Raw genomic sequence first — 22,063 nt, forward strand, 5'->3', positions numbered from 1 at the left:
CGACGTCACCGCGAGCCAGGCGGGCATGCCAATTGAATGCATCGTCATCGCAATTCGAAAATTTGTCTTGAGCGACGCTCATTTTCGGTCTATTCATATTTGAGCAACGCTCAAAATACGGAGCTGAAAATGCAACCCTCCTCCTGCCCGGACGTTTCGATCCGCCCCGGGCCTCCCATGAAGCCGTTGATCAAATATGTTCCGATGATCGTGACTGTCGGTGTCGCCGTGATACTGGCGGTGCACGGACGGATCGCGCAGCCGCTCCACTACAACGAATTCGCTGACGGGTCGGCCGTCTTCGGCATCCACCACGCAGCTGATGTCATTTCCAACACTGGCTTCGCTCTGGTCGCGATCTGGGGCTGGCTGACCCTCCGGCCGAGACGCGACAGCGATCAATTGCGCGCCGGATGGCCAGGCTACAGGCTGTTTCTGATCGGACTGTTCCTGACCGCGTTCGGATCCGGCTTCTACCACCTCGCTCCCGACAATGCCCGCCTGATCTGGGACCGCCTGCCGATCGCCCTGGCTTGCGCCGGCCTGCTCGTCGGCGTCCGCGGCGACACGCGGCCCGGATTGAAGACCGAAATCGAAGCGACCGTTCTCGGGCTTTTCGCCGTCGCTGGTGTCGCGTGGTGGGCCTACACCGCGAGAGGCGGCGCGGACGACCTGCGACCATACCTCTTGTTGCAAGGACTCCCGCTCGTCCTCATCCCGTTGTGGCAGGCGATCTATCGCGCGCCGCGCGCCGATCGCATCGCCTTCGCCGGCGCGATGGTGCTCTACGTCGTGGCCAAGGTCTGCGAGGTGTTTGACCACGGGATCGCTGATGCGCTCGGCTTCGTCAGCGGGCACACGTTGAAACATCTGATCGCCACGATGGCCACAGCCGCCGTCGTCTGGGGTTTGACCCGGCGATTCTCCGAACGCAGGGCTTGCATCGCGGTGTGTCCGGTGAAACTGGACCTGGGATAAGCTTGCGCAAGATGCCCGGTTCTGGGATTGAGCAAAGGCTGAAGCAAAGCGCGGATCATATCGCTCGTCCTGGGTTTCGATCCGCCAGGCCCGCCTCGCGCGCCCTTTCTTGCAGGAAAGCAATGAAGCCGCTTCGCACCTGCGGGTTGCCGGGGATGATGTGCCCGCCCGAATGGCGCAAGAACAGGGGAGTTTTGAAGACGCTCGCAAGCCGGTCGGAGCTGCTGCTTGGAACTATGACATCCGACTCGCCGATGATATGAGCCGAGGGCAAACCGTATTCTGGTTCCCGTCGATATAGGTTCGCATGGCTGCCGTCGTTGCTGACAAATCCGCTCACCATCACGGCAAAATCGAACGAGATGCGGTCTTCCGCTTCACCATGATTTCGCAAGCCGACCAGCAGGGATGTGAGCGCTGCTCCCTGGCTGAAGCCGAACACACCGTCGAACGGCGGACTTTGCTGGAACAGCGAAATCAGCCACGTCTTCGTTTCCGGCCAGCCTTTGTATCGCATCGCAGGGTGTTCCGGGTCGTCGACGTCGCTTGAAACGGCATGCCACCAGCCGAAGTCTCCCGTTGCCAGTGATGGCGCGTCGACGCATACGAACTCCGCAAGCTGCTCCAAACCTTGCGTCAATGGCCGCATTTGCCGCTGGAGTGCTTTTGCACTTCCGCGATATCCGTGGAGGCAGAGAATCCGAAGCTTGCGCATTTGCGTCCAGGGACGTCGGTTATCGTGCCGCCCGAACGGCGACAACAGGCCGATGCTGCGGTTCGACATCCTTGACGACACCTGGATTTGTGAACCCCTGGGTTCGCTGAGCGAGATGGGCGTCACCCCAAACCCACAGAGCGCGGATCACCGGCTCCAATGATTGTCCGTGGGGCGTCAGCGTGTATTCGACGCGGGGCGGGACTTCCGCAAAGATAGTTCGGCTGACGAGACCGACCTCTTCGAGCTCACGGAGCTGCCGGGTCAACATGCGCTGCGTGATTCTCGACAGGCGGCGTCTCAACTCATTGAAGCGCAGTGTCCCCTTCAGGAGATGATAGAGAATGATGGCTTTCCATTTGCCGTCGATCAGATCCAGGGTTGCTTCCACGGGACAGCCCGCTGCGCAGTCGTACTTCTTCGCGAACAGGTCTTGCATGGTTCACTCCGTGATACCTAGTGCCAACGCTGTGCGTACTTGCTTGATCTAACTCTAGCGCGCTATCTCAGTCATGCAAAGCAGACACTCTTTGCTGCGGCCTCGATCGGCATCACTCGCGCGCGGTCGACGATGTGTGAAATGCCCAGCGTTCGATAATCAGGCTCTCTGCCTTCTCGCTTATTAAAACCAAGCCCCCGACGGAGCGACGACCGCGGCGGGCATAAAATCAACTCGTCGAACGTGGAAACCCTTCAACGAGGAAAACCGTAATGCGTATCAACGTGCCCGCACTTATTGTCGCGCTGGCGGCGGCGACCCCCGCTTTTTCGCAGCAACAACCCAGCACCGTGACTGCCGAGATATTTGCCAGGTTACCGCAATCCGTCGGCAACGTCGCATTCACGCCCGACAATCAGGTGATTTTCAGTCATCACCCCTTTTACAGTCCCGACGTGCGCGTGGCGCGGCTGACGTCGGGAACGACCTTCGAGCCGTTCCCAAATGCGGATTGGAATACGCCACGAGAAGGCAATGATCAGTATCTGGACAACGTTTTGGGGTTGCGGTCCGACGAGAATGGCGTCGTCTGGATCATCGATATGGGCTTCCGCACCCACATCACGCCGAAACTCGTCGGTTGGAATACGCATGCGAACAGGCTTGAGCGCATTTACTATATGCCTCAGCCTGTGACGCTGTCCGGATCGCAGCCGCAAGACATCGTCATCGACCACAAGAACCACAAGTTCTACATCGCCGACGAAGATATCGGACCAGGCGGTGACGGTTCACAGGCCGCGATCATCGTGATCGACATGGACACCGGACGCGCCCGGCGCGTTCTCCAGGGCGACAAGTCGACTATTCCAGAGAACGTTCCGATCACCGTCGACGGCAGCGACCTGACGGTTCCCGGCAAGGACGGAAAGCCAGTGATCATCAAGGTCGGTTGTGACGGAATCACCATGGATGCAAAGGCCGAATGGCTTTACTACGCGCCGCTGAGCGGCCGCAGTCTCTATCGGATCCGGGTCGCCGATTTGAACGATGAAAGCCTTTCGAATACCCAACTGAGCGCAAAAGTGGAGCGTTACTCGGACAAGCCGAACAACGGAGGGCTGTCGATCGACTTCGCCGGAAATATCTATCTGACGGCGGTCGAGACCAAATCGATCGGTGTGATCACGCCGGATCGCAAATATCGCACGCTCACCAGCGACCCCGAAATGGTGTGGCCCGACGGCATTTCATATTCGCCGGACGGCTACATGTACGTATCGGCATCGCAGGTTTCCGCTGCCGCAATGTTCCACCGCGGAAAGGCCGAGAACAAGACGCCGTATTTGATCTATCGATTCAAACCATTGGCGGCGGGGATCGTCTCTCGCTGACGCCGACAGCATGTCGGGCGCGGCACGCATGGTTCTATCCTGCTGCCGCGCTGGAAACTTGCGTTGTGGAACAACGACGGCTGCGGCCAGTCAGCCTTTTGTGCCGCGGGTGAGGCCCGCCAGAACCGTGTCGACCATCATCGTGAGGCGTGCGCGATACGGCTGCTCCGCATCATCTCCGGTATAAAGCGTGCCCTTGCCGGCAGCGAGAAACATGTCGGCAGCCTCGTCCCGGGCTATTCCCGCCTCGCCGAGCAGGACGCCGAGCAATGAGCGGATGCGCAGGTCGAGCGCATCGAACGCGGCTGCGGAGAGGGCTTCCTTCGATGCCGTCAATTCGGCGATATGCGGCGATTGCGCGACGAGCCGATGGGTTGCTCCGATATAGCGATCGAGTATTCCAACCAGCCGGGTGGTCAGCGACGTCGTTTCAAGCGCGATGCGTTGGACATCCGCGAGCGTGCTTGCGCACAGCCGGTCGGCGATCGCCGCAAACAGCTCGGCCTTGGATTTGAAGGAAAGATAGACGGTCCCTTTGGCGATACCGGCCTCTCGCGCCACCTCATCGATGGAGGTTCGCTTGACGCCATAGCGCACGAACAGGCTTTGCGCGGCATCGAGAATCCGGTCGCGCTTGTCGGTCCCGTCGATCGCCACGTCAGGCTGCGGTTGGGAATGATTTGCGGGGACCGACGAGAATTTCGGAGACGCTGACATCATGGGGTTGTGTTACCGCGTAGAGAACCGCTCGGGCAATATCCATTGGCGAGGCGAAAATGGCCGACGCACGCGCTCTCAACTCCTCGAGTACGTCGTCCGCCAGGACGTCGCCGGCTTGGAACGCCGTGGAGATGCCGACCGATTTGAGCATGCCGCTGACGAATTCGGGCGAATGGTGCCGCCCGAAATTGGTAGCGACTGCTCCCGGCATGATGGTCACCGCGCGTATCGGCTCGTTCTCGAGTTCGGCGCGCAGGACCTTGCAGATGGAGTTGACGGCGGCCTTGGTCGCTCCGTAGACGTGATGGCCTTCACCCTGGCCGGCATAAGACGAGATCGTGACAACATGGCCGGTGCCTCCGGTTTCGCGCATGATGCGGATGGCGGCCTGACTGCCGACCAGTACGGCAATGACGTTGGTCTCGAACATGGCCCGCCAGTCCGCCAGTTTGCCATCGGCGATGGTGCCCGGATGGTGGACCCCCGCGGCGTTGACGATGATATCGAGCCGTCCGGTCTGTTGGGCTGCTTCTGCAACGAAGGTTTGCAGCGCGTCGTAGTCGTGCAGGTCGAATGCGCCAACGGTTGCCCGTCCGCCCCCGTCTTCGATAGACCGCGCCACTTCCTTGAGCCGCTCGATACTGCGTCCCGCGATGAAGACGTGGCTTCCTTCGTCGGCAAGGAGGCGCGCCGTTGCCTTGCCGATACCGGAAGAAGCGCCTGTAACGACGGCAGTTTTGCCTTGAAGCGCAGCCATGTAGGACTCCGTCATATCATAGAAATGACCAATACACCAATCCGGTCATTTGGTCAAATTATTCTCAAGCGTCCTTTCGCGGCATTTCCCTGTTTGGCGATGTCGGGGAAGCGTACGAGGTTATTTTGGGTCGATGCCCCGCAAATTCGACCATGCCGGCTGGCTTGCATAAGTTTTGATGTGTGGACCCCGAGGAGCGATATTTGAGCGAGGCCGTATCTTCTGCGCTGATCGTCGAGGGCCAGAATGTCGTGGTCGCCGAGATCGTCGAGTGCGCGATCGAGCAGCGGCCCGCTCACGACACGATCGGATCGATCCTCGAATGGCTCACTGGCGGCGCCCGGCGGAGCAGCTCTTTCGCAAGGACGATCGATGAATTGTCATGGCGGCTTGTAGCAGCGGGAATCCCCTTACTGCGCGTCAATCTGCGTGGCGGCACGTTGCATCCGCAATTTCTCGGCTCCGTCTACGTCTGGTGGCGTACCAGCGCGCAGACCCAGGAGATCATGATTACGCATGAGGTCGCCGACCTGATACCGCCTGCGCAGAACCCGGTCATGCGCGTGCGAAACGGCGAAATCCTACGGCGCCGGCTGGAGGGGCCGGAAGCGCGACTAGACTTTTCCATCCTGCACGATCTGAAGGCGCGCGGCGCCACTGATTATTTTGCGCTTCCCGTCGGCGGTGCGTTTGGACCACAAGCCTATATGGCGGTCTATGTCACCGACCGGCCCGGGGGATTCGTGGAGCAGGAAATCGCAGACCTGTCGGCGGTGTCGGACCGGCTGTCGATCGCAGCCGACATGAACAGCCAGAGGCAGATCGCGGAAAATGTCCTCAAGGCCTATCTGGGTCCGCAGACCGGACGGAAGGTACTGGCCGGTCAAATCCGGCGCGGCAGTGGGGAAGCAATCGCGGCCGTGCTTTGGTCGTCGGACCTGCGCCGCTTCACGCAGATGTCCGATCAACTCTCCGGCGAGAGCGTCATCGGCATGCTCAACGATCTCTTCGACTTGCAGGCGAAGGCGATCGTGCGGCATGGCGGAGAGATCCTGAAATTCATCGGCGACGGACTGCTTGCGATCTTTCCGGTGGTCAACCCGGGAGAAGCCGCCCGTACCGCCCGTAACGCGCTCGCGGCGGCGCAGGAGGCCCAGGCTGCGCTCGGCGTCCTGCGGTCGCAGGCGTCCGAGCGCGCTGAATCGCCGCTCGAAATCGTCATCGCGCTTCACTATGGCACCGTCATCTACGGCAATATCGGAGCGGCCGATCGCCTCGACTTCACGGTGATCGGCCCAGCCGTCAATCTGGTCAGCCGCATCGAAGCCATCGCCAAGTCGCTCGATCTGCCGCTGATCGTCAGCGATGATTTCGCAAGCGTCTATGGCGGAACACTAACGTCGCTCGGGTTTCATCAGCTGCGCGGCCTCGATCGGCAGCACGAACTCTTCGCACCGCCAGGCGCTTAGTTACGAACCAGCCCGCGCGCGCTCCGCTGATCGGCGTCGTCATGATCGACGTCAGTGCGTCCGATGATCAAACCCGTCCGACGCGATCAGCGCTGGACGGTCTGCGCGGACGGACGCCCCGTTGGCCGGTAGGCCTCGCCACCGCCGCCATTCCGGGCGCTTCGCTGCGGCTCCGGCGGCCGCCACGTCACGCCCTGTTCGGCGAGCAGATGGTTGCCCCATTCGGCCAGCGGCGTCAGCAGCACAACCAGCTCGCGCCCTTTGTCCGTCAGTGCGTAGATCGATCGCTCGGCCGACATCTTGCGGTATTGGACGGCGCCGTCGGCGATCAGGTCTCGCAGCAGGCTGGACAACACCTGTTGACGAACGCCGGCAATTGAATTGCGCAACTCGCCGAAGCTGAACTCGTCCAGCGACAGGAGATGGAGCACCCGAACCTTCCACTTGCCCGAGACGATCTTGAGCACCGTCTCGACCGGGCACGGATCCGGGGCAGGGCGCTTGCGCTGGTAGGCCATGGTTTTCCTCGGTCAGAAATTAATGTGTCTGGCTGGTCCACACTTGATGTGGGACCATGAAATATCAGGCGCGGCGGCAACAGCCCGCCAATGCTGATACGTGTGTCTTGCAAGGTCTTTCATGCAACGTCTGTCTTGGGTGCCTCGATGAGCGGTCGGATTCTCAACCTGCTTCTTTGGGCCGGCGTGGCCTATTTCTGCTGCATGGCCATCGCGCATTTCTTCGGAATCAAGCTGCCGATCCTCTTCGTCTATTACGATACACCCTATTACGCCTATCAGGACAAGATCATCGCGTTCGCGGTCGTGGCCTATATCTGCCTGTTTGCCTCTGCCGCGCGTTCGCCCGAGGCCGTGTTCGCCGCATTGGTCGCGATCTGGGTCACGGTCGCGGGCCTCTGCGCGGTCAATGTCTCGGATGCGCTGCAGGGCGTGCTCTCCGGCAAGTCGACGCTGGTCTATTGGCTGCAGACGGCCGCAATCGCGATCTATGCGCTGTGCCTGACTGTTTTCTGGCGGCAGTCGCGGTATTCTGTGTCGCACTGAGGACTGACAGCGATGACGCGACCGGAGCGTATCTTCCATAACGGAAACGTATTCACCGCGGATGCTGACCGCAGCCGAGCCCAGGCGATGGCGGTGGCCGATGGCACCTTCGTTGCCGTCGGTAGCGATCTCGACGTCAAGGCTCTCGCCGGTCCCGGCACCGAGTTGGTGGATCTGCGCGGCCGCATGCTGTTGCCCGGCATCGTCGACGTGCACAACCACCATCTCCGCGGCGGGCAGGCCGATCTCTACGAACTGAAGATATTGCCGACGATGTCGCTCGACGCGGTGCTCGATGCCGTTCGCGCGCGATGCGCGACGACGAAACCGGGCGAGTGGGTCTTTGGCGGCATTTGGGGAAGCCATCTGGTCGAGGCGATCGGCCAGGCAAGCGCCCTGGCTGCGCTCGATGCCGTCTCCGGCGCGCATCCGGTGATGCTGCGGGACGACAGCCAGCACAACCGCTGGGTCAATTCCCGCGCGCTGGAGCTGATCGGGATCAACGCCAACACGCGCGATCCGCAGGACGGTGAAATCCAGCGTGATGGCGCGACCAAGGCCGCGACCGGCCTGTTGCTGGAGCGGGCCTCGGGGCTCGCCGAACAGGCGGTCGAGCGATCCATTCCGGACCTTGCGGCGCGCAACAAGGCGTCGTGCCGCCGCGCGGTCGAAATTCTCAATGGCTACGGCGTCACCGCCTTTCAGGATGCGACCACGGTGCTTCCGTTCCTGGAGGCGCTGGCCGCGCTCGATCGCGCCAACGAACTCAATGGCTGGTGCGTCACCTCGCTGCCTGGACAGCGGACGCTGTCGGGCGCCGATCTCGTCGGTGACGAGTTGATCGCGCGTCGCGAGGCCTATCGCACGCGCCACGTCCGCCCCGATTTCATCAAGCTGTTCATGGACGGGGTGCCGACGACGCGCACTGCCGCCATGCTCACGCCCTACCGGGCCACGCGCCTGCAAGGCTGCTGCTTTTGCGGCGATCCTCTGATCTCGATCCCCGCTTTGGTGCGGTGGATCGCAAAGGCCGAGAAACATGGCATGCGGCTCAAGGTGCATTGCACCGGTGATGCCGCGGTTCGGGATACGCTCGACGCGATCGACGTGGTGCGCAGCTTCAACGGACCCGGCAACGGACCAGGACCGGTCCATCATATCGCGCATGCCGGCTTCGTCGCAGCAGCCGATATTCCCCGTTTTCGCGCGCTCAACGTTGCGGCGGACCTGTCGCCGATCATCTGGTATCCCGGTCCGATCCAGCAAGCGATCCGCGCGGCGTTGCCGGAGGATCGCGCCGACTTCTATTGGCCGCTTCGCGATCTTCACGAGGCCGGTGCGTTGATGGCGGCCGGATCGGACTGGCCGGTCGTCGCCAACCCCGATCCCTGGCTCGGCATCGAGGGCATGATCACCCGCCGTAACCCGCGCGGCGGATATGACGGCGCGCTGTGGCCTGAGCAGGCTCTCGATCTCGAAACGGTGCTGCGCATCTACACCGTCAACGCCGCGCTTGCGATGGGCCTCTCTGATCTCACCGGATCGGTCGAGGCTGGCAAGTCGGCAGATTTCATCGTGGTCGATCGCGACCTCTTTGCGACCGCGCCGGAGCAGCTGTCGCAGACCAAGGTGCTTTCGACATGGTTCGAGGGCCGGCAGGTTCACGAGGCGGCATGAGAGCTATCCCGCCGGCGCCGTACTCGCCGCCACTTTCGCGGGCGCCTTGTCGACCTTCTTCGACCATGAGCGGTAGTAGGCGAGCACGGTCATCAGCACGATGCCGACGGCGCTGACCAGGATCTGCATCCAGATGCTGTTGGAGACCTCGACGAGGACCAGATGCGCGATCACGGCGAGGAAGATGCCCGAGCAGAACACCTCGAGCGATTGCTGGCCGCACTTGATCACGGGGCGGAAGATCGGCCATTGCAGGCCGGCCCAGTCCTTCGGCAGGAAGCGCGTGACGAAAAAGGCGAGGACCACGAAGTGCAGGACGCGATAGGGTGCGAGGTTGGTCTTGTCGTTCGGATTGAACGCATCGTAGAGCCAGGGCGGCATCGCCTGGGCGAGTTCGGGGAATCGGCCCGCCAGCGTCATCACCATCGCGAACAACAGATAGGCCACGCCGAGCACCAGGAACGGACGCGAGCGGATCAGCGACATCGATTCGCCGGCGCCGCCGAGTGCAAACCAGCCGCCGAACACGAACAGGAACTGCCAGCAGAACGGATTGAAGTACCACGAGCCGCCCGGATAGGCCGGCAGGTTCCAGCCGAAATGCCGTGCCGCCAGATAAAGCAGGAATGATGCCGCCAGCGTCAGATTGAGCCGCCGCAACATCACCCAGAGCACGATCGGGTACACCAGCATCAGCGCGATATAGAGCGGCAGCACGTCCATGTTGACCGGCTTGAACGCCAGGATCAGGCCCTGATAAAGCGTCTCGGCCGGGTTCTGCATGAAGCCCGCGACATTGAACTCGTTCTGCAGGTTCGGGTCGTGATAGCGCTGGGAGAGATAGCCGATCTCGGCGATATAGATCACGAACAGCATGACGTGCGCGACATAGATCTGCCAGGAGCGTTTGATCAGCCGGGTGGCGCCGATCACGGTGCCGCGTTCGAGCATGATCCGCGCATAGACGAATGACGCCGTGTAGCCGGAAATGAAGATGAACAGGTCGGCGGCATCGCTGAAGCCATAATTCTTCTGCGTGATCCAGTTCACCGCATTGTTCGGGATGTGATCGAGATAGATCGCCCAGTTGGCGAACCCGCGCAGCAGATCCAGTCGATAGTCGCGCCCGCGCGGCGGAAGCACAGCCCTGACGTCCATCGGTTCGCTCCCTCGTCCCGACTCCCGGCGAAATCTCGGTTCGCAGGGAACACCCGACATCATACTAGAACATGATCCGGAAAACCGCGTAGCGGTTTTCTGAGAACGATCCTGCTCAAACGAGAAGCTATGTGACGAGATGATGATGCGTCCTTGGTGCAGACGTCCGGCATTTGGCTCCAAATGAAATCAAAACCGACGTCGTGCTGCTTCCCGGCAGCGGCTTCGGGGTTCGGCTTCTTTCCGGTCGCGCTTCGCTGGCCAATCTGAACGAATGCCAGTACGCTGCGATCGGGTCCGACGCAGACGAAAGGAAGACAGATGATGCCGCATTCGCTTCAATCGAACCGTTCTCTGCTGGCCACGATAGGCTTCGCCTTCGTCCTCATGATCGGGCTGCTTGCGCCGCCCGCCGCCGCGCAAAAGAGTGGGGATGCCTTGCCGCGCGTGCTTGTGCTCGGCACCGGCGGCACCATCGCCGGCCAGGCCAGCGCCCGTGCAGGCAACGCCTATGACTCGGCCAAGGTGAGTTCGGCTGATCTCATCGCCGCCGTTCCGGGCATGGACAAGCTCGCCCAGATCTCGGTCGAGCAGATCTCGTCGATCGGCTCCCAGGACATGAACGACAAGGTCTGGTTCGCGCTGGCCAAGCGCATCCGCACCGCGATCGACAATAAAGAGGTCGACGGCGTCGTGATCACGCACGGCACCGACACGATGGAGGAGACGGCGTTCTTCCTCCAGAACGTGTTCGATACCGACATTCCGATCGTGCTGGTTGGGTCGATGCGTCCCTCGACCGGGATCGGCGCCGATGGTCCGGCCAATTTGTACGAGGCGATGCGGGTCGCGTCAGCGCCGGAATCGCGCAGCCGCGGCGTGCTCGTGGTACTCAACGATACCATCCACGGCGCGCGTTGGGCGCAGAAGACCAACACCACGAGCGTCGACACATTCCGATCGCCCAATGCGGGGCCGGTCGGCTATGTCGATACGGGCTCGCTCCGCTATCTCGAGCCGGCCATTGCCGCCAAGGGGTCGAAGCTGAAGCTGCCGGACGCGGCGCCACTGCCGCGCGTCGACATCATCTACTCGCATGCCAACATGGACGGCGCGGAGATCGAGGATGCGGTCAAGCGCGGCGCGAAGGGCCTCGTGCTGGCGGGCGTCGGCGACGGCAATTCGTCCAAGGGCGCGATCGATGCGCTCGCGGCCGCGGCGAAGCAGGGCGTCGTCGTCGTGCGCTCGAGCCGTGTCGGGACAGGCATCGTCAACCGCAATGTCGAGGTCGAGGACGATACGCTCGGCTTCGCCGTCGCGCTGGACCTTAATCCGCAGAAGGCGCGCGTCCTGCTTGAGCTCCTGATCGCCGACGGCATCACCGACCCCAAGGCGGTGCAGCAGGCGTTCGCCTGGTAGTGATCGAGAGACGTGAGGTGAGCACGCAGGTCGGGCGTCGTGCGAGGGATTCTGCTCAGCTCTGGCCGGCCAGCGCTGAAAGCTTGCCCAACAGCTTTGTCCTGTCCTTGCCGATCATCAACACGCTGCTATCAGGTGCAAACAGCGCCGAGAACGGCAGCATGGCGGCCCCGATCGGCGAGGCGTCGGGGCCAAACTGGCCGGGCACGATCTCCGGCGCGACGATGCCGGTGGCGGTCACACGGCTGAATTGACTTTGCACCTTCGCCAATAGCTCCAGATGAATTGACCGCGGCAAGATGCTGTCGAGCACGATCGCTTCGATGTCGATGACCGAGGCGACGGCGATGATCGCCTCGACCAGCGCGTTGGCGCAATCCTCGATCCATTCGAGCAGCGGCTCCCGCGCACCTGAAGGTATCGGGTCGAGCTCCCGGACCCGCGTGATCTCGATGCCGCGCGACTTCAAATGATTGACCAGCACATAGATCGAGGCCCGGTGCAGCAGGCTCTGGTAGCGCCCCGGTCTGGCCGCCACCGAATCGAGGCTTGACGGGGAGACCGGTATCGGGCCGAGCGCGGCGCTGTTGCCGTGCGGGCCTGGCTGCACCTTGCCGTTTTGCACCAGGCCGCCGCCGACGAAGGTGTCGATCGAGATGTGCATGAAATCGCGGAAGCGCGCGCCGGCACCGTGTATGAGCTCGGCCAGCGCCGCAGATGTGGCGTCGTTCTCGATGAACACCGGCGCCTTCGCTGGTGTCGCGAACAGCGTCATGAGCTCGATCGCTTCCCAACGGTCGCCAAGGTCGGCTGGAAAGCCGAGTTCCTCGATCCAGCCGCCGAGGAAGAACGGCGAGGCGATGCCGACGCCGACGATGGAGGCGCCGTCGAGGCCGTTCACCAGCGCGTCGAAACTGGCGAGGGAGGCGTTGCCCGCCTTGCGTACCAGCTCCGGGTCCGGATAGCGGTATTCGTGCGACTCGCGAGCGCGTAGCTCGCCGGCAAAGTCGACCAGCACCGCCTCCAGCGCGCGACGGCCGATCTTGATGCCGACGCTGTAAATGCGGTCCGGCATCAGCCGGTAGAGCACGGACGGCGATCCGCGCTGCCCAAATCTTTTTCCGACTTGTTTTACGAATCCTGCCTGTTCGAGTCCGTCGACGATGCCGGCCACCGCGGCCGGCGTGAGGTGCGCTGCGCGCGCAAGGTCGGACTTGGACGCCTCCTTGAGACGGCGGATGGCGTCGAGCACGAAGCGTTCATTGTAGTGGCGAAGCTTGACTGAATTGCTGCCCTTTCCCGACAAGCGGTCATCTCCAATCAAGCCATCATCTTCAATCAAGCAATGGCGGCTGCTTCCGGCTCCTGTTGCGATGGCTTCCCGATCGCGATGGAACTCGGCACGGCATTTGGCGTCGCTCTTGTGGAAGCCAATTTTCCCGTTGCAGCAGGACTATAATATAGTAAATTAAAAAAATAAATGTCCGTTGAGGGAAAAAGGCGGGCAAGGGGAGGCAATTCCGGTCCTGTTGGCCACCAACGGCCTCGGCACGTGCGTGCCGAAATTGACAACCGGCAGGGAGCATCATGTTTCTCGGCATCGATCTCGGCACCTCGGCGGTCAAAACCGTCCTCGTCGATGACATGCAGCACGTCATCGCCAGCCGGAGCCACGCGCTGTCGACGGCCTCGCCGCGCCCGGGCTTCTCCGAGCAGGATCCGCGCCTTTGGATCGAGGCGACGTTCGCGACGCTGGACGCGCTGAAGGCGGATCACCCCCGTGAGCTGGCCGACGTCGCGGGCATCGGCCTCTCCGGCCAGATGCACGGTGCGACACTCCTCGACGCCGACCTCAGGCCTTTGCGCCCCTGCGTTCTCTGGAACGACGGTCGCTCCGCCGCCGAGTGTCGTGTGCTCGAACAGCGCTGGCCCGCCTTGCGTGCGACGACGGGCAACAAGGCGATGCCCGGCTTCACCGCGCCGAAGCTGCTTTGGGTCGCAAAGCACGAGCCGGAGATCTTTGCAGCGACAAAGCTCGTCCTGCTGCCAAAAGCCTATCTGCGCCTGATCCTGTCGGGCGAGGCGATCGAGGATGTCTCCGACGCCTCGGGATCGCTGTGGCTCGATGTTGTCAAGCGCGACTGGTCGGATGACGGCCTTGCCGCAACCGGCCTTTCGCGCACCCAGATGCCACGGCTCGTCGAGGGCTGTGCGCCCGCGGCGCGGTTGACACGCGAGCTCGCGCAGCGCTGGGGCATGGCCAAACAGCCGATGATCGCGGGTGGCGCGGGCGACAATCCGGCCGGTGCCATCGGCATCGGCGCGATCCGACCGGGAACCGCGTTCATTTCACTCGGCACGTCAGGCGCATTGTTCACTCCGACCGAGAAGATTGCAGCCAATCCCGATCGCGCCGTCCACATCTTCGCGCACGCAATCCCGGCGATGTGGCTTCAGGGCGGCGCGATCCTCTCGGCCGCGTCCTGCCTTGCCTGGATCGCGAGGCTGCTTGGCGCTCCGGAAGCTGAGTTGCTGGCGCCGCTTGGCGCGCGTCCGCATGCGCCATCGCCCGTCAGCTTCCTGCCGTATCTTGCCGGCGAGCGCACGCCGCATGACGACTCGGATGTGCGCGGCATGCTCGATGGCCTGAGCCATGGCACGGATCGCGCTGCGGTCGTGCAGGCCGTGCTCGAAGGCGTCGCCTTCGCACTTGCGGATTGCCGCGACGCGCTCGCGAGCGCCGGTGTTGTCGTGACTGAGGCCGATGTAATTGGCGGTGGGGCGCGATCAGGCTTCTGGCTCTCGGTGCTGGCGAACGTCCTCGACATTCCGATCAGCCGCCTTGCCGATAGCGACGTTGGTGCGGCATTCGGTGCGGCGAGATTGGGGCGCCTTGCTGTCACCGGCGAGCCGGTCGCGGCAGTCTGCACGCAGCCGCCGCGCGTCGAGACCTTCGAACCCGAGCGTGGTCTTGCCGATGCCTATGCCGCGCGGCTTCCGGCATGGCGCGAGCTGTATCGGCCGCGCCGCGGATCGGAAACGCCTCATGCGAGGGAGGCAAGATGAGCGCCCCGATCCTCGAGATGCGCCGGGTCTCCAAGTCGTTCTTCAGCATCAAGGCGCTGCGCGACGTCGACCTCACCGTCTATCCCGGCGAGATCCACGCCTTGATGGGCGAGAACGGCGCCGGCAAATCGACGCTGATGAAGATCTTGTCGGGCGCCTACCGGCCCGATCCGGGCGGCGAAATCCGCATCGAGGGCAAGCCCGTGAACATCAACGGCCCGGAGGGCGGCCGCGCGGCCGGCATCGCGATCATCTATCAGGAACTGTCGCTCGCCCCCAATCTCAGCGTCGCGCAGAACATCTATCTCGGCCGCGAAGTCTCGCGCTTTGGGATGTTGGCGCGCGAGGCGATGGAGACCCGCGTCGGCCCGATCCTCGCGCGGCTCGGTGCGGATTTCACGCCGTCGACGCTGGTGGCCGGCTTGTCGATGGGGCAGCGCCAGCTGGTCGAGATCGCCCGCGCGCTGCACGCCCGCTCGAAAATCCTGATCATGGACGAACCGACCACGGCGCTGTCGGCCGGCGAGAGCGAGCGGTTGTTCGTCCTGATCCGCCAGCTCCGCGCCGAAGGCCTCGCCATCATCTACATCTCGCATCGCATGGATGAGGTTTACGCGCTCGGCGACCGCGTCACGGTGCTGCGCGACGGCACGCTGGTTGGCTCGCTCGACAAGCCCGAGATCCGCGCCGACACCATCGTCCGCCTGATGGTGGGGCGCGACGTCTCGTCCTTCTACAAGAAGGATCACGATCCCACGGACGATGCCAAGGTGCGGCATGGCGGCCCCGTGCTCGCGGCCGTCGACATCGCCGACTCCAGGCGCGTCAAGGGTTGCTCCCTGACCGTGCATGCGGGCGAGGTCGTCGGCCTCGCCGGACTGGTTGGTGCCGGCCGCACCGAGCTCGCGCATCTGATCATCGGCGCCGCGCCGAAAACCTCAGGCCATGTCGAACTCGAAGGACGCAGGGTCGAGATCCGTAACCCCGGCCAGGCGCTCGAGGCGGGCATCGCCTATTTGACCGAGGACAGGAAGGCGCTCGGCCTGTTCCTCGACATGTCCTGCCTCGACAACATCAACCTCGCGGTGCTGGGCCGCGATGCCAGGCTAGGCGGCATCCTTGACCGGGACAAGGCGCGCGACCGGGCCAAAAAGGCATTCGCGGCATTGGGCATCCGCGCCGCGGATGTCGGCGTTGCGGCAGGTGGCCTCTCCGGTGGTAACCAGCAAAAGGTGCTGCTGTCGCGGCTCCTCGCGACGACACCGAAAGTCCTGATCCTCGACGAGCCGACGCGCGGCGTCGATGTCGGCGCCAAGTCCGAGATCTATTCGATCATCGACAACCTCGCGAAGTCGGGCACGGCGGTGCTGGTGATCTCGTCCGACCTGCCCGAGATCATCGGCATCTGCGACCGCGTCATCGTGATGCGCGCGGGACAGATTGCCGGCGAGGTCAAGCGAACGGCGACCGCGCCGCTCGGCCAGGAGGAGATCATGGCGCTCGCAACCGGAATGGAGCAGATCGATGCCCGATGAGGTTGTTTCCGCGAAAGCCGCAGCCGCGCCCGGCCTCGCAACCGCGCAAGAGAGCAGGCGCCAGCGCACGCGGCTTGTGATTCGCTCGGTCGGCATGCTGCCGGTGCTGGCGCTGTTGTGCGTCGGCTTTCATCTGTTCTCGGACGGCCGCTTCTTCACTGCGCAGAATCTCGGCATCGTGGTGCAGCAGTCCGCCGTCAACACCGTGCTGGCGGCCGGGATGACCTTTGTCATCCTCACCGGCGGCATTGATCTCTCGGTCGGCTCCATTCTGGCGGCATCGGCGATGGCCGGGCTGATCGTCTCCAAATTTCCCGATCTCGGAGCGTTGTGGTTGCCGGCCGCGGTGTTCACGGGCGCAGTCTTCGGCATCCTCAATGGCGGCTTGATTGCGCTGCTGCGCCTGCCGCCCTTCATCGTCACGCTGGGGTCGCTCACCGCCGTGCGCGGCGTGGCGCGCTTGCTGGGTGCCGACACCACGGTGTTCAATCCGTCGATGCCCTATGCTTTCATCGGCAACGGCTCACTGACGCTTATTCCCGGCGTGCTGTCGATGCCCTGGCTCTGGGTGATCGCGTTGCTCGTGATCCTCGCCTCCTGGCTGCTGCTGCGTCGTACCGTGCTCGGCGTGCATATCTACGCGGTCGGCGGCAATGAGAGCGCAGCCCGGCTCGCCGGCATCAAGGTCTGGGCGGTGCTTATCTTTGTCTATGGCGCGTCGGGCCTGCTCGCTGGTCTCGGCGGCGCCATGCAGGCGGCGCGGCTCTACGCCGCCAACGGCCTGCAGCTCGGCCAGTCCTACGAGCTCGACGCGATCACCGCCGTGATCCTCGGCGGCACCTCCTTCGTCGGCGGCATCGGCTCGATCTGGGGAACGCTGGTCGGCGCGCTGATCATCGCCGTGCTGTCGAACGGCCTGATCCTCACCGGCGTATCCGACGTCTGGCAATATGTGATCAAGGGCCTCGTCATCATCGGCGCGGTCGCGCTCGACCGCTACCGGTTGCAGGGCTCGGCCCGCACCTGAACCATAAAAGTCCGTCGCGATCACTGGTCGCCGTGCCGGAGTTTTGAACAGACCAGGGAGGAAGCCAATGTTGAAGACGATCTCGTTTGCTGGCGCCGCTATGGTGCTCGTCCTGAGCTCCGCCCCGTCCTTTGCCAAGGAGCTCAAGTCGATCGGTATCTCACTGGGCTCGCTAGGCAACCCTTTCTTCGTCGCTCTGTCGAAGGGCGCCGAGTTCGAGGCGAAGAAATCCAACCCCAGCGTCAAGATCACGACGGTCGGCTTCGAATACGACCTCGGCAAGCAGGTGACCCAGATCGACAATTTCATCGCCGCTGGCGTCGATTTGATCCTGCTCAACCCCGGCGATCCCAAGGCCATTGGGCCGGCGATCAAGAAGGCGCAGGCCGCCGGCATCATCGTCGTTGCCGTCGACACCGCAGCTGATGGCGCCGATGCCACGGTGACCACCAACAACGTCCAGGCCGGCGAGGTCTCCTGCCAGTACATCGTCGACAAATTGGGCGGCAAAGGCGACGTGATCATCGAGAACGGGCCGCAGGTCTCGGCGGTGATCGACCGCGTGGTCGGCTGCAAGAACGTGTTCGGCAAGAACCCCGGCATCAAGGTGCTGTCCAACGACCAGGACGCCAAGGGCTCGCGCGAAGGTGGCCTCACCGTGACGCAGGGCTATCTGACCCGCTTCGCCAAGATCGATGCCATTTTCGCCATCAATGACCCGCAGGCGATCGGGACCGACCTCGCAGCGCGCCAGCAGAGCCGCACTGGTATCGTCATCACCGCAGTCGACGGCGCGCCCGACATTGAGGCCGCACTCAAGGATCCTGGCGCGCTGCAAATCCAGGCCTCCGCCTCGCAGGATCCGTTCTTCATGGCGCGCCGCGCCGTGCAGCTCGGCGTCGGCCTGCTCAACGGCGAGAAGCCTGCCTCGACCGTCGAGCTGTTGCCGTCAAAACTCGTGACGCGCGACAATGTCGCCGAGTACAAGGGCTGGACGTCGGACCGGTCGCAATAGCGGCCTCTCTTATTTCCTTCGTTCGTTTCGGAGGAAGTTTCGGCGTGGCACCTGCCAAGATGCAGATGGAGTTTGGGTGCAAGCATTGAAGAGCTCTCGCCCGGGGGCTTCTACGGCCGATGAAGAGCACCGCTCTTCATCGGCCGGAGCGTGCGATCAGAAGCGTTCGCCGACCATCTCCTCGCTCTTGGTCCACAGCGCCTTGGCGCGTGCGGGATCGAGCGCGTACGACCTGACGCCGGGGCTGACCGGGCTGGTCGGCCCTTCGATGATCTCAGACACCTGGCAATTCTCGCCATAGCGCCCGCCGACATCCTCGACCGGAGCGACGAAGGCCGCCCAGACCGATGTTGCGGCCCCTTGCGGAATTGTCTTCCACCGGAAGGGTGGTCGGCCCTCGGCAGCAAGCTGCGCATTGATCTGCGCCACCAGATTGTCGAGCTCGTCGGGCGCCATATGGCGGCCGAGTTCGGTCCTGATCCCGCCCGGATGCACCGCCGTTGCTCGCACGCCGCGCGCCTTGTGGCGCCGGTCGAATTCCACGGCGAACAGGATGTTGGCGGTCTTGGACCGGCCATAGGAGATCATCGGGTCATACGGCGTGCGCGCGAAACCGGGATCGTCGAGGTCGACGTCCGAATAGCGGTGACCCGACGAGGCGACGTTGACCAGCCGTCCACCCGGGGCGATCAGATCGGCGATCCCGTTCACCAGCACGAAATGGCCGAGATGGTTGGTGCCGAATTGCGTTTCGAAACCATCGGCGGTGTGCCCGAACGGCGTTCTCATCACGCCGGCATTGGCGATCACGGCGTCGAAACGCCGCCCGTCGGCCACCAGCGCATCCGCGCAGGCGCGCACGCTTTTGAGCGAGGCGAGGTCGAGCTCCACCAGTGTGAGACTGCCGCCATTTGCGGCCTGCGCGCGGACTTCGCTCGTCGCCTGCTTCGCCTTGGCCAGATCGCGCGCCGCGCCGACCACTTGGGCGCCGTGCGCTACCAGCACACGCGCCGTCTCCACGCCGAGCCCGGCCGATACGCCGGTCACCAGCACGCGTTTCCCGCTGAGATTGGTCCCCGCCAGCACCTCGTCAGTGGTGGACGTCGCCCCGAAACTATCGCTCATAGCCAACTCCTTTGTCTCTGGCACAGCTCTCCCTTTGGCGGCAAACCCTTGTCTGCCAACCATTTTTCACGTAAGAGGAGACTGTCTCCGTTTTAAATACGGAGACACTCTCCGTTTATCAAGGGGTATCTTCACCGTGGGCGATGAGAAGGCCGCTGCCGCACGCAAGCCGCGCGCCGATGCGCAGCGCAATCGCATCCGCCTGCTCGAAACCGCAAAGGCCGCCTTCGCCGAAAAAGGGCCGGGGGCCAGCCTCGATGAGATCGCGCGGACTGCGGGTGTCGGGGCCGGGACGCTCTATCGTCACTTTCCGACCCGCGACACGTTGATCGAGGCGGTCTACCGCAACGAGACCGACCAGCTTGTCACCGCCGCGACACGGCTGGCGGAGACGCAGTCTCCGGTTGGCGCCTTGCGCGAATGGCTGCTGGTGTTCGTGGATTACATGGCCGCCAAGCAGGGGATGTATGCGGCGCTCAATTCGCTGGTCGGCGGCACGTCCGAACTGTACTCGGCATCGTCTGACCAAATGAAGCGCGCACTCGCAATGCTGTTCGATCGCGCTGTGGCGAGCGGCGACATCCGTCCGGATATTGAGCCGTTCGACCTGCTGCGCGCATTGGCTGGCGTGGCGAACATCGGCGCGGGAGCGGATGCCAAGCAGGCCGCCAAGCGCATGGTCGACATCCTGGTCGCGGGGATGCAGATCCGGAAAGCAACGTCTTCGATCGATTGAATCGGTGTTTCACCCGACATGACGCGCCCGCGATTTGGCGGGCCTTTTGTTTTGCGTTATCCCGTCATCGTGGAGGACCGTCCAATGCCCCTGTGGAGCTGCGAACAATGCGGCGCGCAATTTCCTGAAACTGCCGCGCCGCCGCCAGCCTGCCCGATCTGCGAGGACGAGCGGCAATATGTCAATTGGAAGGGGCAGGCCTGGCTGACGCGCGAGGAACTCATGCTGCGGCATCGTCTGGTGTGTCGCGATGATCTCGGCCTCGTTGGCATCGGCCTTGAGCCGTCGTTTGCGATCGGGCAGCGCGCCCTGCTGGTGCCCGATCGTGGCGGCTGCGTGATGTGGGATTGCGTGCCGCTGGCGACGCCAGAGGCGATCGCGCATGTCAGATCGCTCGGCGGGCTGACGGCGATCGCGATCTCGCATCCGCATTATTATGGCGCGGTCGCCGACTGGAGCGCGGCATTCGATAACGCGCCGGTCTATCTGCACGGCGACGACGCGCAATGGGTGACGCGGCAGCACTCCTCGATCGTGCCGTGGCGGGGCGACAGCCATCGCATCTCCGACGATATTCTGCTGGTGCGTCCCGGCGGGCATTTCACTGGGGCCACCGTGTTGCATTGGCGTGCTGGCGCGGAGGGCCGCGGCGCGCTCCTCACCGGCGATGTCGCAATGGTCGCGATGGACCGCCGCTCGGTGAGTTTTATGTACAGCTATCCGAACTACATTCCGCTGAACGCCGCCGCGGTCCGCACCATCGCGCGCGCCGTCGAGCCGCTCGCCTTCGATCGCATCTACGGCGCCTGGTGGGGCAAGAACATCGCCTCGGATGCGAAGGCGGCGTTCGATCGTTCGGTGCAGCGCTACATCGCCGCCATTTCCGAACGAAAATAAGGCGCGGACGGAGCCGCGCCACCGCTGAATCGCGGTGCAGATTGCGCGGCCTCGCGCCATAGCTCACGATGTGACGGACTCCCCGAACAATCGTTGCGCATCCTGCGCGTTTATTGTGTGTAAGTTGCTCGCCGACGCGCCACCTTCATTGCCGCGTCACCGCAGCGCCATCGAGGCTGCACGTTTTCGACGCGCGCAGCTGATTCATATTTGTGCTGCGCTGCCGCAACGTTTTCTTCGCTTTGCAACCTTGTGCGCGTATCGTCGTGTCGTGCAAGAGACGAGATCGGCGGTCATGCAGTTCGCTGTGCGATATGCCGTGCTGGGCATCCTGTGCGGCGTGTTCGCCCAGCCGGCTCGCTCGGAACCAACCATCCAGAACATTCTGCCGCCGTTCGGCCATACGGTGTTCTGCACGCGCTATCCGCAGGATTGTGCGTCCACGCCCGAGCGAAGCCTGTCGAGTGTGGAGGTGTCGATGCGATGGCGCGAACTGACCGTCGTTCAGGCCTGGGTCAACGCGGCGATCTCACCCAGGAACGTGCGGCCGGGCCAGTTCGATGCCTGGTTGCTGTTCCCGCCTGAGGGCAACTGCAACGACTACGCCGTCACCAAACGTCATCTGCTTCTCGATGCCGGTTGGCCGGCATCCGCGCTGCTGCTCGCGGAAGTTCAGCTCGTTGCGACCGGAGAACATCATCTCGTGCTGGTCGTGCGCAGCGGCACCGGCGATTGGGTGCTCGACAATCTCAGGCCGCTGGTGGTCCGGCTCGAGGAGACGCGCAACTATTACCGGCTGCAACGGATCGAATCTGCCGAGAACCCGATGTCCTGGACCAGGATTCTGGCGCGGCGAGACTAAGCGGCGCGGT

The 22,063-nt window shown here is 63.3% G+C and carries 21 protein-coding genes; 13 read left to right on the top strand and 8 right to left on the bottom strand.

The window, feature by feature from the left end:
• Positions 1 to 177: 177 nt before the first annotated feature.
• A complete protein-coding gene (locus tag UP09_RS11095; protein ID WP_052833053.1) occupies positions 178 to 978 on the top strand; it encodes a hypothetical protein in 801 nt (266 codons plus the stop codon).
• Positions 979 to 1,033: 55 nt separating this feature from the next.
• On the opposite strand, the gene UP09_RS11100 is transcribed toward UP09_RS11095, so the two are convergent.
• Together UP09_RS11100 and UP09_RS11105 are read right to left on the bottom strand one after the other, a co-directional pair.
• On the bottom strand, positions 1,034 to 1,762 hold the full coding sequence (locus UP09_RS11100; protein WP_082070088.1) for a putative serine hydrolase: 729 nt from the start codon (positions 1,760 to 1,762) through the stop codon (positions 1,034 to 1,036).
• Positions 1,713 to 2,132, bottom strand: a complete 420-nt coding sequence (locus tag UP09_RS11105) for a winged helix-turn-helix transcriptional regulator (RefSeq protein WP_082070089.1) — start codon at positions 2,130 to 2,132, stop codon at positions 1,713 to 1,715. Before UP09_RS11105 ends, UP09_RS11100 begins: the two co-directional genes overlap by 50 nt.
• Positions 2,133 to 2,404: 272 nt before the next feature.
• Between UP09_RS11105 and UP09_RS11110 the strand changes: the two genes are divergently transcribed.
• Entirely contained in the window at positions 2,405 to 3,526 is a 1,122-nt protein-coding gene (locus tag UP09_RS11110) for an L-dopachrome tautomerase-related protein (RefSeq protein WP_052833054.1), read from the top strand.
• Positions 3,527 to 3,616: 90 nt separating this feature from the next.
• Here the strand turns inward: UP09_RS11110 and UP09_RS36305 are convergent, their stop codons facing one another.
• The gene (locus tag UP09_RS36305; protein ID WP_052833055.1) at positions 3,617 to 4,183 is read right to left on the bottom strand and encodes a TetR/AcrR family transcriptional regulator; all 567 of its coding nucleotides are present in this window, start codon (positions 4,181 to 4,183) and stop codon (positions 3,617 to 3,619) included.
• 1 nt (position 4,184) lies between these two features.
• Positions 4,185 to 5,003 carry an SDR family oxidoreductase gene (locus UP09_RS11120; protein WP_197082656.1) on the bottom strand — a complete coding sequence of 273 codons (819 nt, stop codon included), beginning with the start codon at positions 5,001 to 5,003 and terminating at the stop codon, positions 4,185 to 4,187.
• 203 nt (positions 5,004 to 5,206) lie between these two features.
• Here UP09_RS11120 and UP09_RS11125 point away from each other — a divergent pair, with 203 nt between their 5' ends.
• Positions 5,207 to 6,472 carry an adenylate/guanylate cyclase domain-containing protein gene (locus tag UP09_RS11125; protein WP_052833056.1) on the top strand — a complete coding sequence of 422 codons (1,266 nt, stop codon included), beginning with the start codon at positions 5,207 to 5,209 and terminating at the stop codon, positions 6,470 to 6,472.
• An 86-nt stretch (positions 6,473 to 6,558) separates the two neighbouring features.
• Here the strand turns inward: UP09_RS11125 and UP09_RS11130 are convergent, their stop codons facing one another.
• Complete coding sequence (locus tag UP09_RS11130) at positions 6,559 to 6,990, bottom strand: winged helix-turn-helix transcriptional regulator (RefSeq protein ID WP_052833057.1); 432 nt, start codon at positions 6,988 to 6,990, stop codon at positions 6,559 to 6,561.
• Between the two features lie 147 nt (positions 6,991 to 7,137).
• On the opposite strand from UP09_RS11130, the gene UP09_RS11135 reads away from it, so the two are divergent.
• Positions 7,138 to 7,536: a hypothetical protein gene (locus UP09_RS11135; RefSeq protein WP_044538193.1), complete on the top strand. Its 399-nt coding sequence runs from the start codon at positions 7,138 to 7,140 to the stop codon at positions 7,534 to 7,536.
• 12 nt (positions 7,537 to 7,548) lie between these two features.
• Positions 7,549 to 9,213 (top strand): amidohydrolase, encoded by a 1,665-nt coding sequence (locus tag UP09_RS11140; protein WP_052833058.1) that lies wholly within the window; start codon positions 7,549 to 7,551, stop codon positions 9,211 to 9,213.
• Between the two features lie 3 nt (positions 9,214 to 9,216).
• Here UP09_RS11140 and UP09_RS11145 read toward each other — a convergent pair whose 3' ends face one another.
• The gene (locus tag UP09_RS11145; protein WP_044538195.1) at positions 9,217 to 10,371 is read right to left on the bottom strand and encodes an OpgC domain-containing protein; all 1,155 of its coding nucleotides are present in this window, start codon (positions 10,369 to 10,371) and stop codon (positions 9,217 to 9,219) included.
• A gap of 324 nt (positions 10,372 to 10,695) precedes the next feature.
• On the opposite strand from UP09_RS11145, the gene UP09_RS11150 reads away from it, so the two are divergent.
• A complete protein-coding gene (locus UP09_RS11150) occupies positions 10,696 to 11,790 on the top strand; it encodes an asparaginase (RefSeq protein ID WP_245301891.1) in 1,095 nt (364 codons plus the stop codon).
• A 55-nt stretch (positions 11,791 to 11,845) separates the two neighbouring features.
• On the opposite strand, the gene UP09_RS11155 is transcribed toward UP09_RS11150, so the two are convergent.
• Complete coding sequence (locus UP09_RS11155; protein WP_044538242.1) at positions 11,846 to 13,096, bottom strand: ROK family transcriptional regulator; 1,251 nt, start codon at positions 13,094 to 13,096, stop codon at positions 11,846 to 11,848.
• A 281-nt stretch (positions 13,097 to 13,377) separates the two neighbouring features.
• On the opposite strand from UP09_RS11155, the gene xylB reads away from it, so the two are divergent.
• The 4 genes from xylB (at position 13,378) to UP09_RS11175 (ending at position 18,433) form a co-directional block, all read left to right on the top strand.
• Positions 13,378 to 14,856 (top strand): xylulokinase, encoded by a 1,479-nt coding sequence (gene xylB / locus UP09_RS11160; RefSeq protein ID WP_044538197.1) that lies wholly within the window; start codon positions 13,378 to 13,380, stop codon positions 14,854 to 14,856.
• Positions 14,853 to 16,391, top strand: a complete 1,539-nt coding sequence (locus tag UP09_RS11165) for a sugar ABC transporter ATP-binding protein (RefSeq protein ID WP_044538198.1) — start codon at positions 14,853 to 14,855, stop codon at positions 16,389 to 16,391. Before xylB ends, UP09_RS11165 begins: the two co-directional genes overlap by 4 nt.
• Positions 16,381 to 17,418, top strand: coding sequence for an ABC transporter permease subunit (locus UP09_RS11170; RefSeq protein WP_044538199.1), 1,038 nt, complete (start codon positions 16,381 to 16,383; stop codon positions 17,416 to 17,418). The genes UP09_RS11165 and UP09_RS11170 overlap by 11 nt, the downstream gene beginning before the upstream one ends.
• A gap of 67 nt (positions 17,419 to 17,485) precedes the next feature.
• Entirely contained in the window at positions 17,486 to 18,433 is a 948-nt protein-coding gene (locus UP09_RS11175) for an ABC transporter substrate-binding protein (protein WP_044538201.1), read from the top strand.
• A gap of 156 nt (positions 18,434 to 18,589) precedes the next feature.
• Here UP09_RS11175 and UP09_RS11180 read toward each other — a convergent pair whose 3' ends face one another.
• A complete protein-coding gene (locus tag UP09_RS11180; RefSeq protein ID WP_044538203.1) occupies positions 18,590 to 19,558 on the bottom strand; it encodes an SDR family NAD(P)-dependent oxidoreductase in 969 nt (322 codons plus the stop codon).
• Between the two features lie 136 nt (positions 19,559 to 19,694).
• Between UP09_RS11180 and UP09_RS11185 the strand changes: the two genes are divergently transcribed.
• From UP09_RS11185 to UP09_RS11195, 3 genes are all read left to right on the top strand, one after another.
• Positions 19,695 to 20,294, top strand: a complete 600-nt coding sequence (locus UP09_RS11185; protein ID WP_044538205.1) for a TetR/AcrR family transcriptional regulator — start codon at positions 19,695 to 19,697, stop codon at positions 20,292 to 20,294.
• Between the two features lie 84 nt (positions 20,295 to 20,378).
• Positions 20,379 to 21,191, top strand: coding sequence for an MBL fold metallo-hydrolase (locus UP09_RS11190; RefSeq protein ID WP_044538208.1), 813 nt, complete (start codon positions 20,379 to 20,381; stop codon positions 21,189 to 21,191).
• 124 nt (positions 21,192 to 21,315) lie between these two features.
• Positions 21,316 to 22,053, top strand: a complete 738-nt coding sequence (locus UP09_RS11195) for a transglutaminase-like cysteine peptidase (RefSeq protein WP_245301892.1) — start codon at positions 21,316 to 21,318, stop codon at positions 22,051 to 22,053.
• Positions 22,054 to 22,063 lie beyond the last annotated feature (10 nt).

Source organism: Bradyrhizobium sp. LTSP885, assembly GCF_000938305.1.
GTDB lineage: Bacteria > Pseudomonadota > Alphaproteobacteria > Rhizobiales > Xanthobacteraceae > Bradyrhizobium.

Coding starts and splice junctions, on each gene's coding strand:
- UP09_RS11095 (WP_052833053.1), top strand. CDS start 178: ATGAAGCCGTTGATCAAATATGTTCCGATGATCGTGACTGTCGGTGTC.
- UP09_RS11100 (WP_082070088.1), bottom strand. CDS start 1,762: ATGTCGAACCGCAGCATCGGCCTGTTGTCGCCGTTCGGGCGGCACGAT.
- UP09_RS11105 (WP_082070089.1), bottom strand. CDS start 2,132: ATGCAAGACCTGTTCGCGAAGAAGTACGACTGCGCAGCGGGCTGTCCC.
- UP09_RS11110 (WP_052833054.1), top strand. CDS start 2,405: ATGCGTATCAACGTGCCCGCACTTATTGTCGCGCTGGCGGCGGCGACC.
- UP09_RS11120 (WP_197082656.1), bottom strand. CDS start 5,003: ATGGCTGCGCTTCAAGGCAAAACTGCCGTCGTTACAGGCGCTTCTTCC.
- UP09_RS11130 (WP_052833057.1), bottom strand. CDS start 6,990: ATGGCCTACCAGCGCAAGCGCCCTGCCCCGGATCCGTGCCCGGTCGAG.
- UP09_RS11135 (WP_044538193.1), top strand. CDS start 7,138: ATGAGCGGTCGGATTCTCAACCTGCTTCTTTGGGCCGGCGTGGCCTAT.
- UP09_RS11140 (WP_052833058.1), top strand. CDS start 7,549: ATGACGCGACCGGAGCGTATCTTCCATAACGGAAACGTATTCACCGCG.
- UP09_RS11145 (WP_044538195.1), bottom strand. CDS start 10,371: ATGGACGTCAGGGCTGTGCTTCCGCCGCGCGGGCGCGACTATCGACTG.
- UP09_RS11150 (WP_245301891.1), top strand. CDS start 10,696: ATGCCGCATTCGCTTCAATCGAACCGTTCTCTGCTGGCCACGATAGGC.
- xylB (WP_044538197.1), top strand. CDS start 13,378: ATGTTTCTCGGCATCGATCTCGGCACCTCGGCGGTCAAAACCGTCCTC.
- UP09_RS11165 (WP_044538198.1), top strand. CDS start 14,853: ATGAGCGCCCCGATCCTCGAGATGCGCCGGGTCTCCAAGTCGTTCTTC.
- UP09_RS11170 (WP_044538199.1), top strand. CDS start 16,381: ATGCCCGATGAGGTTGTTTCCGCGAAAGCCGCAGCCGCGCCCGGCCTC.
- UP09_RS11175 (WP_044538201.1), top strand. CDS start 17,486: ATGTTGAAGACGATCTCGTTTGCTGGCGCCGCTATGGTGCTCGTCCTG.
- UP09_RS11180 (WP_044538203.1), bottom strand. CDS start 19,558: ATGAGCGATAGTTTCGGGGCGACGTCCACCACTGACGAGGTGCTGGCG.
- UP09_RS11190 (WP_044538208.1), top strand. CDS start 20,379: ATGCCCCTGTGGAGCTGCGAACAATGCGGCGCGCAATTTCCTGAAACT.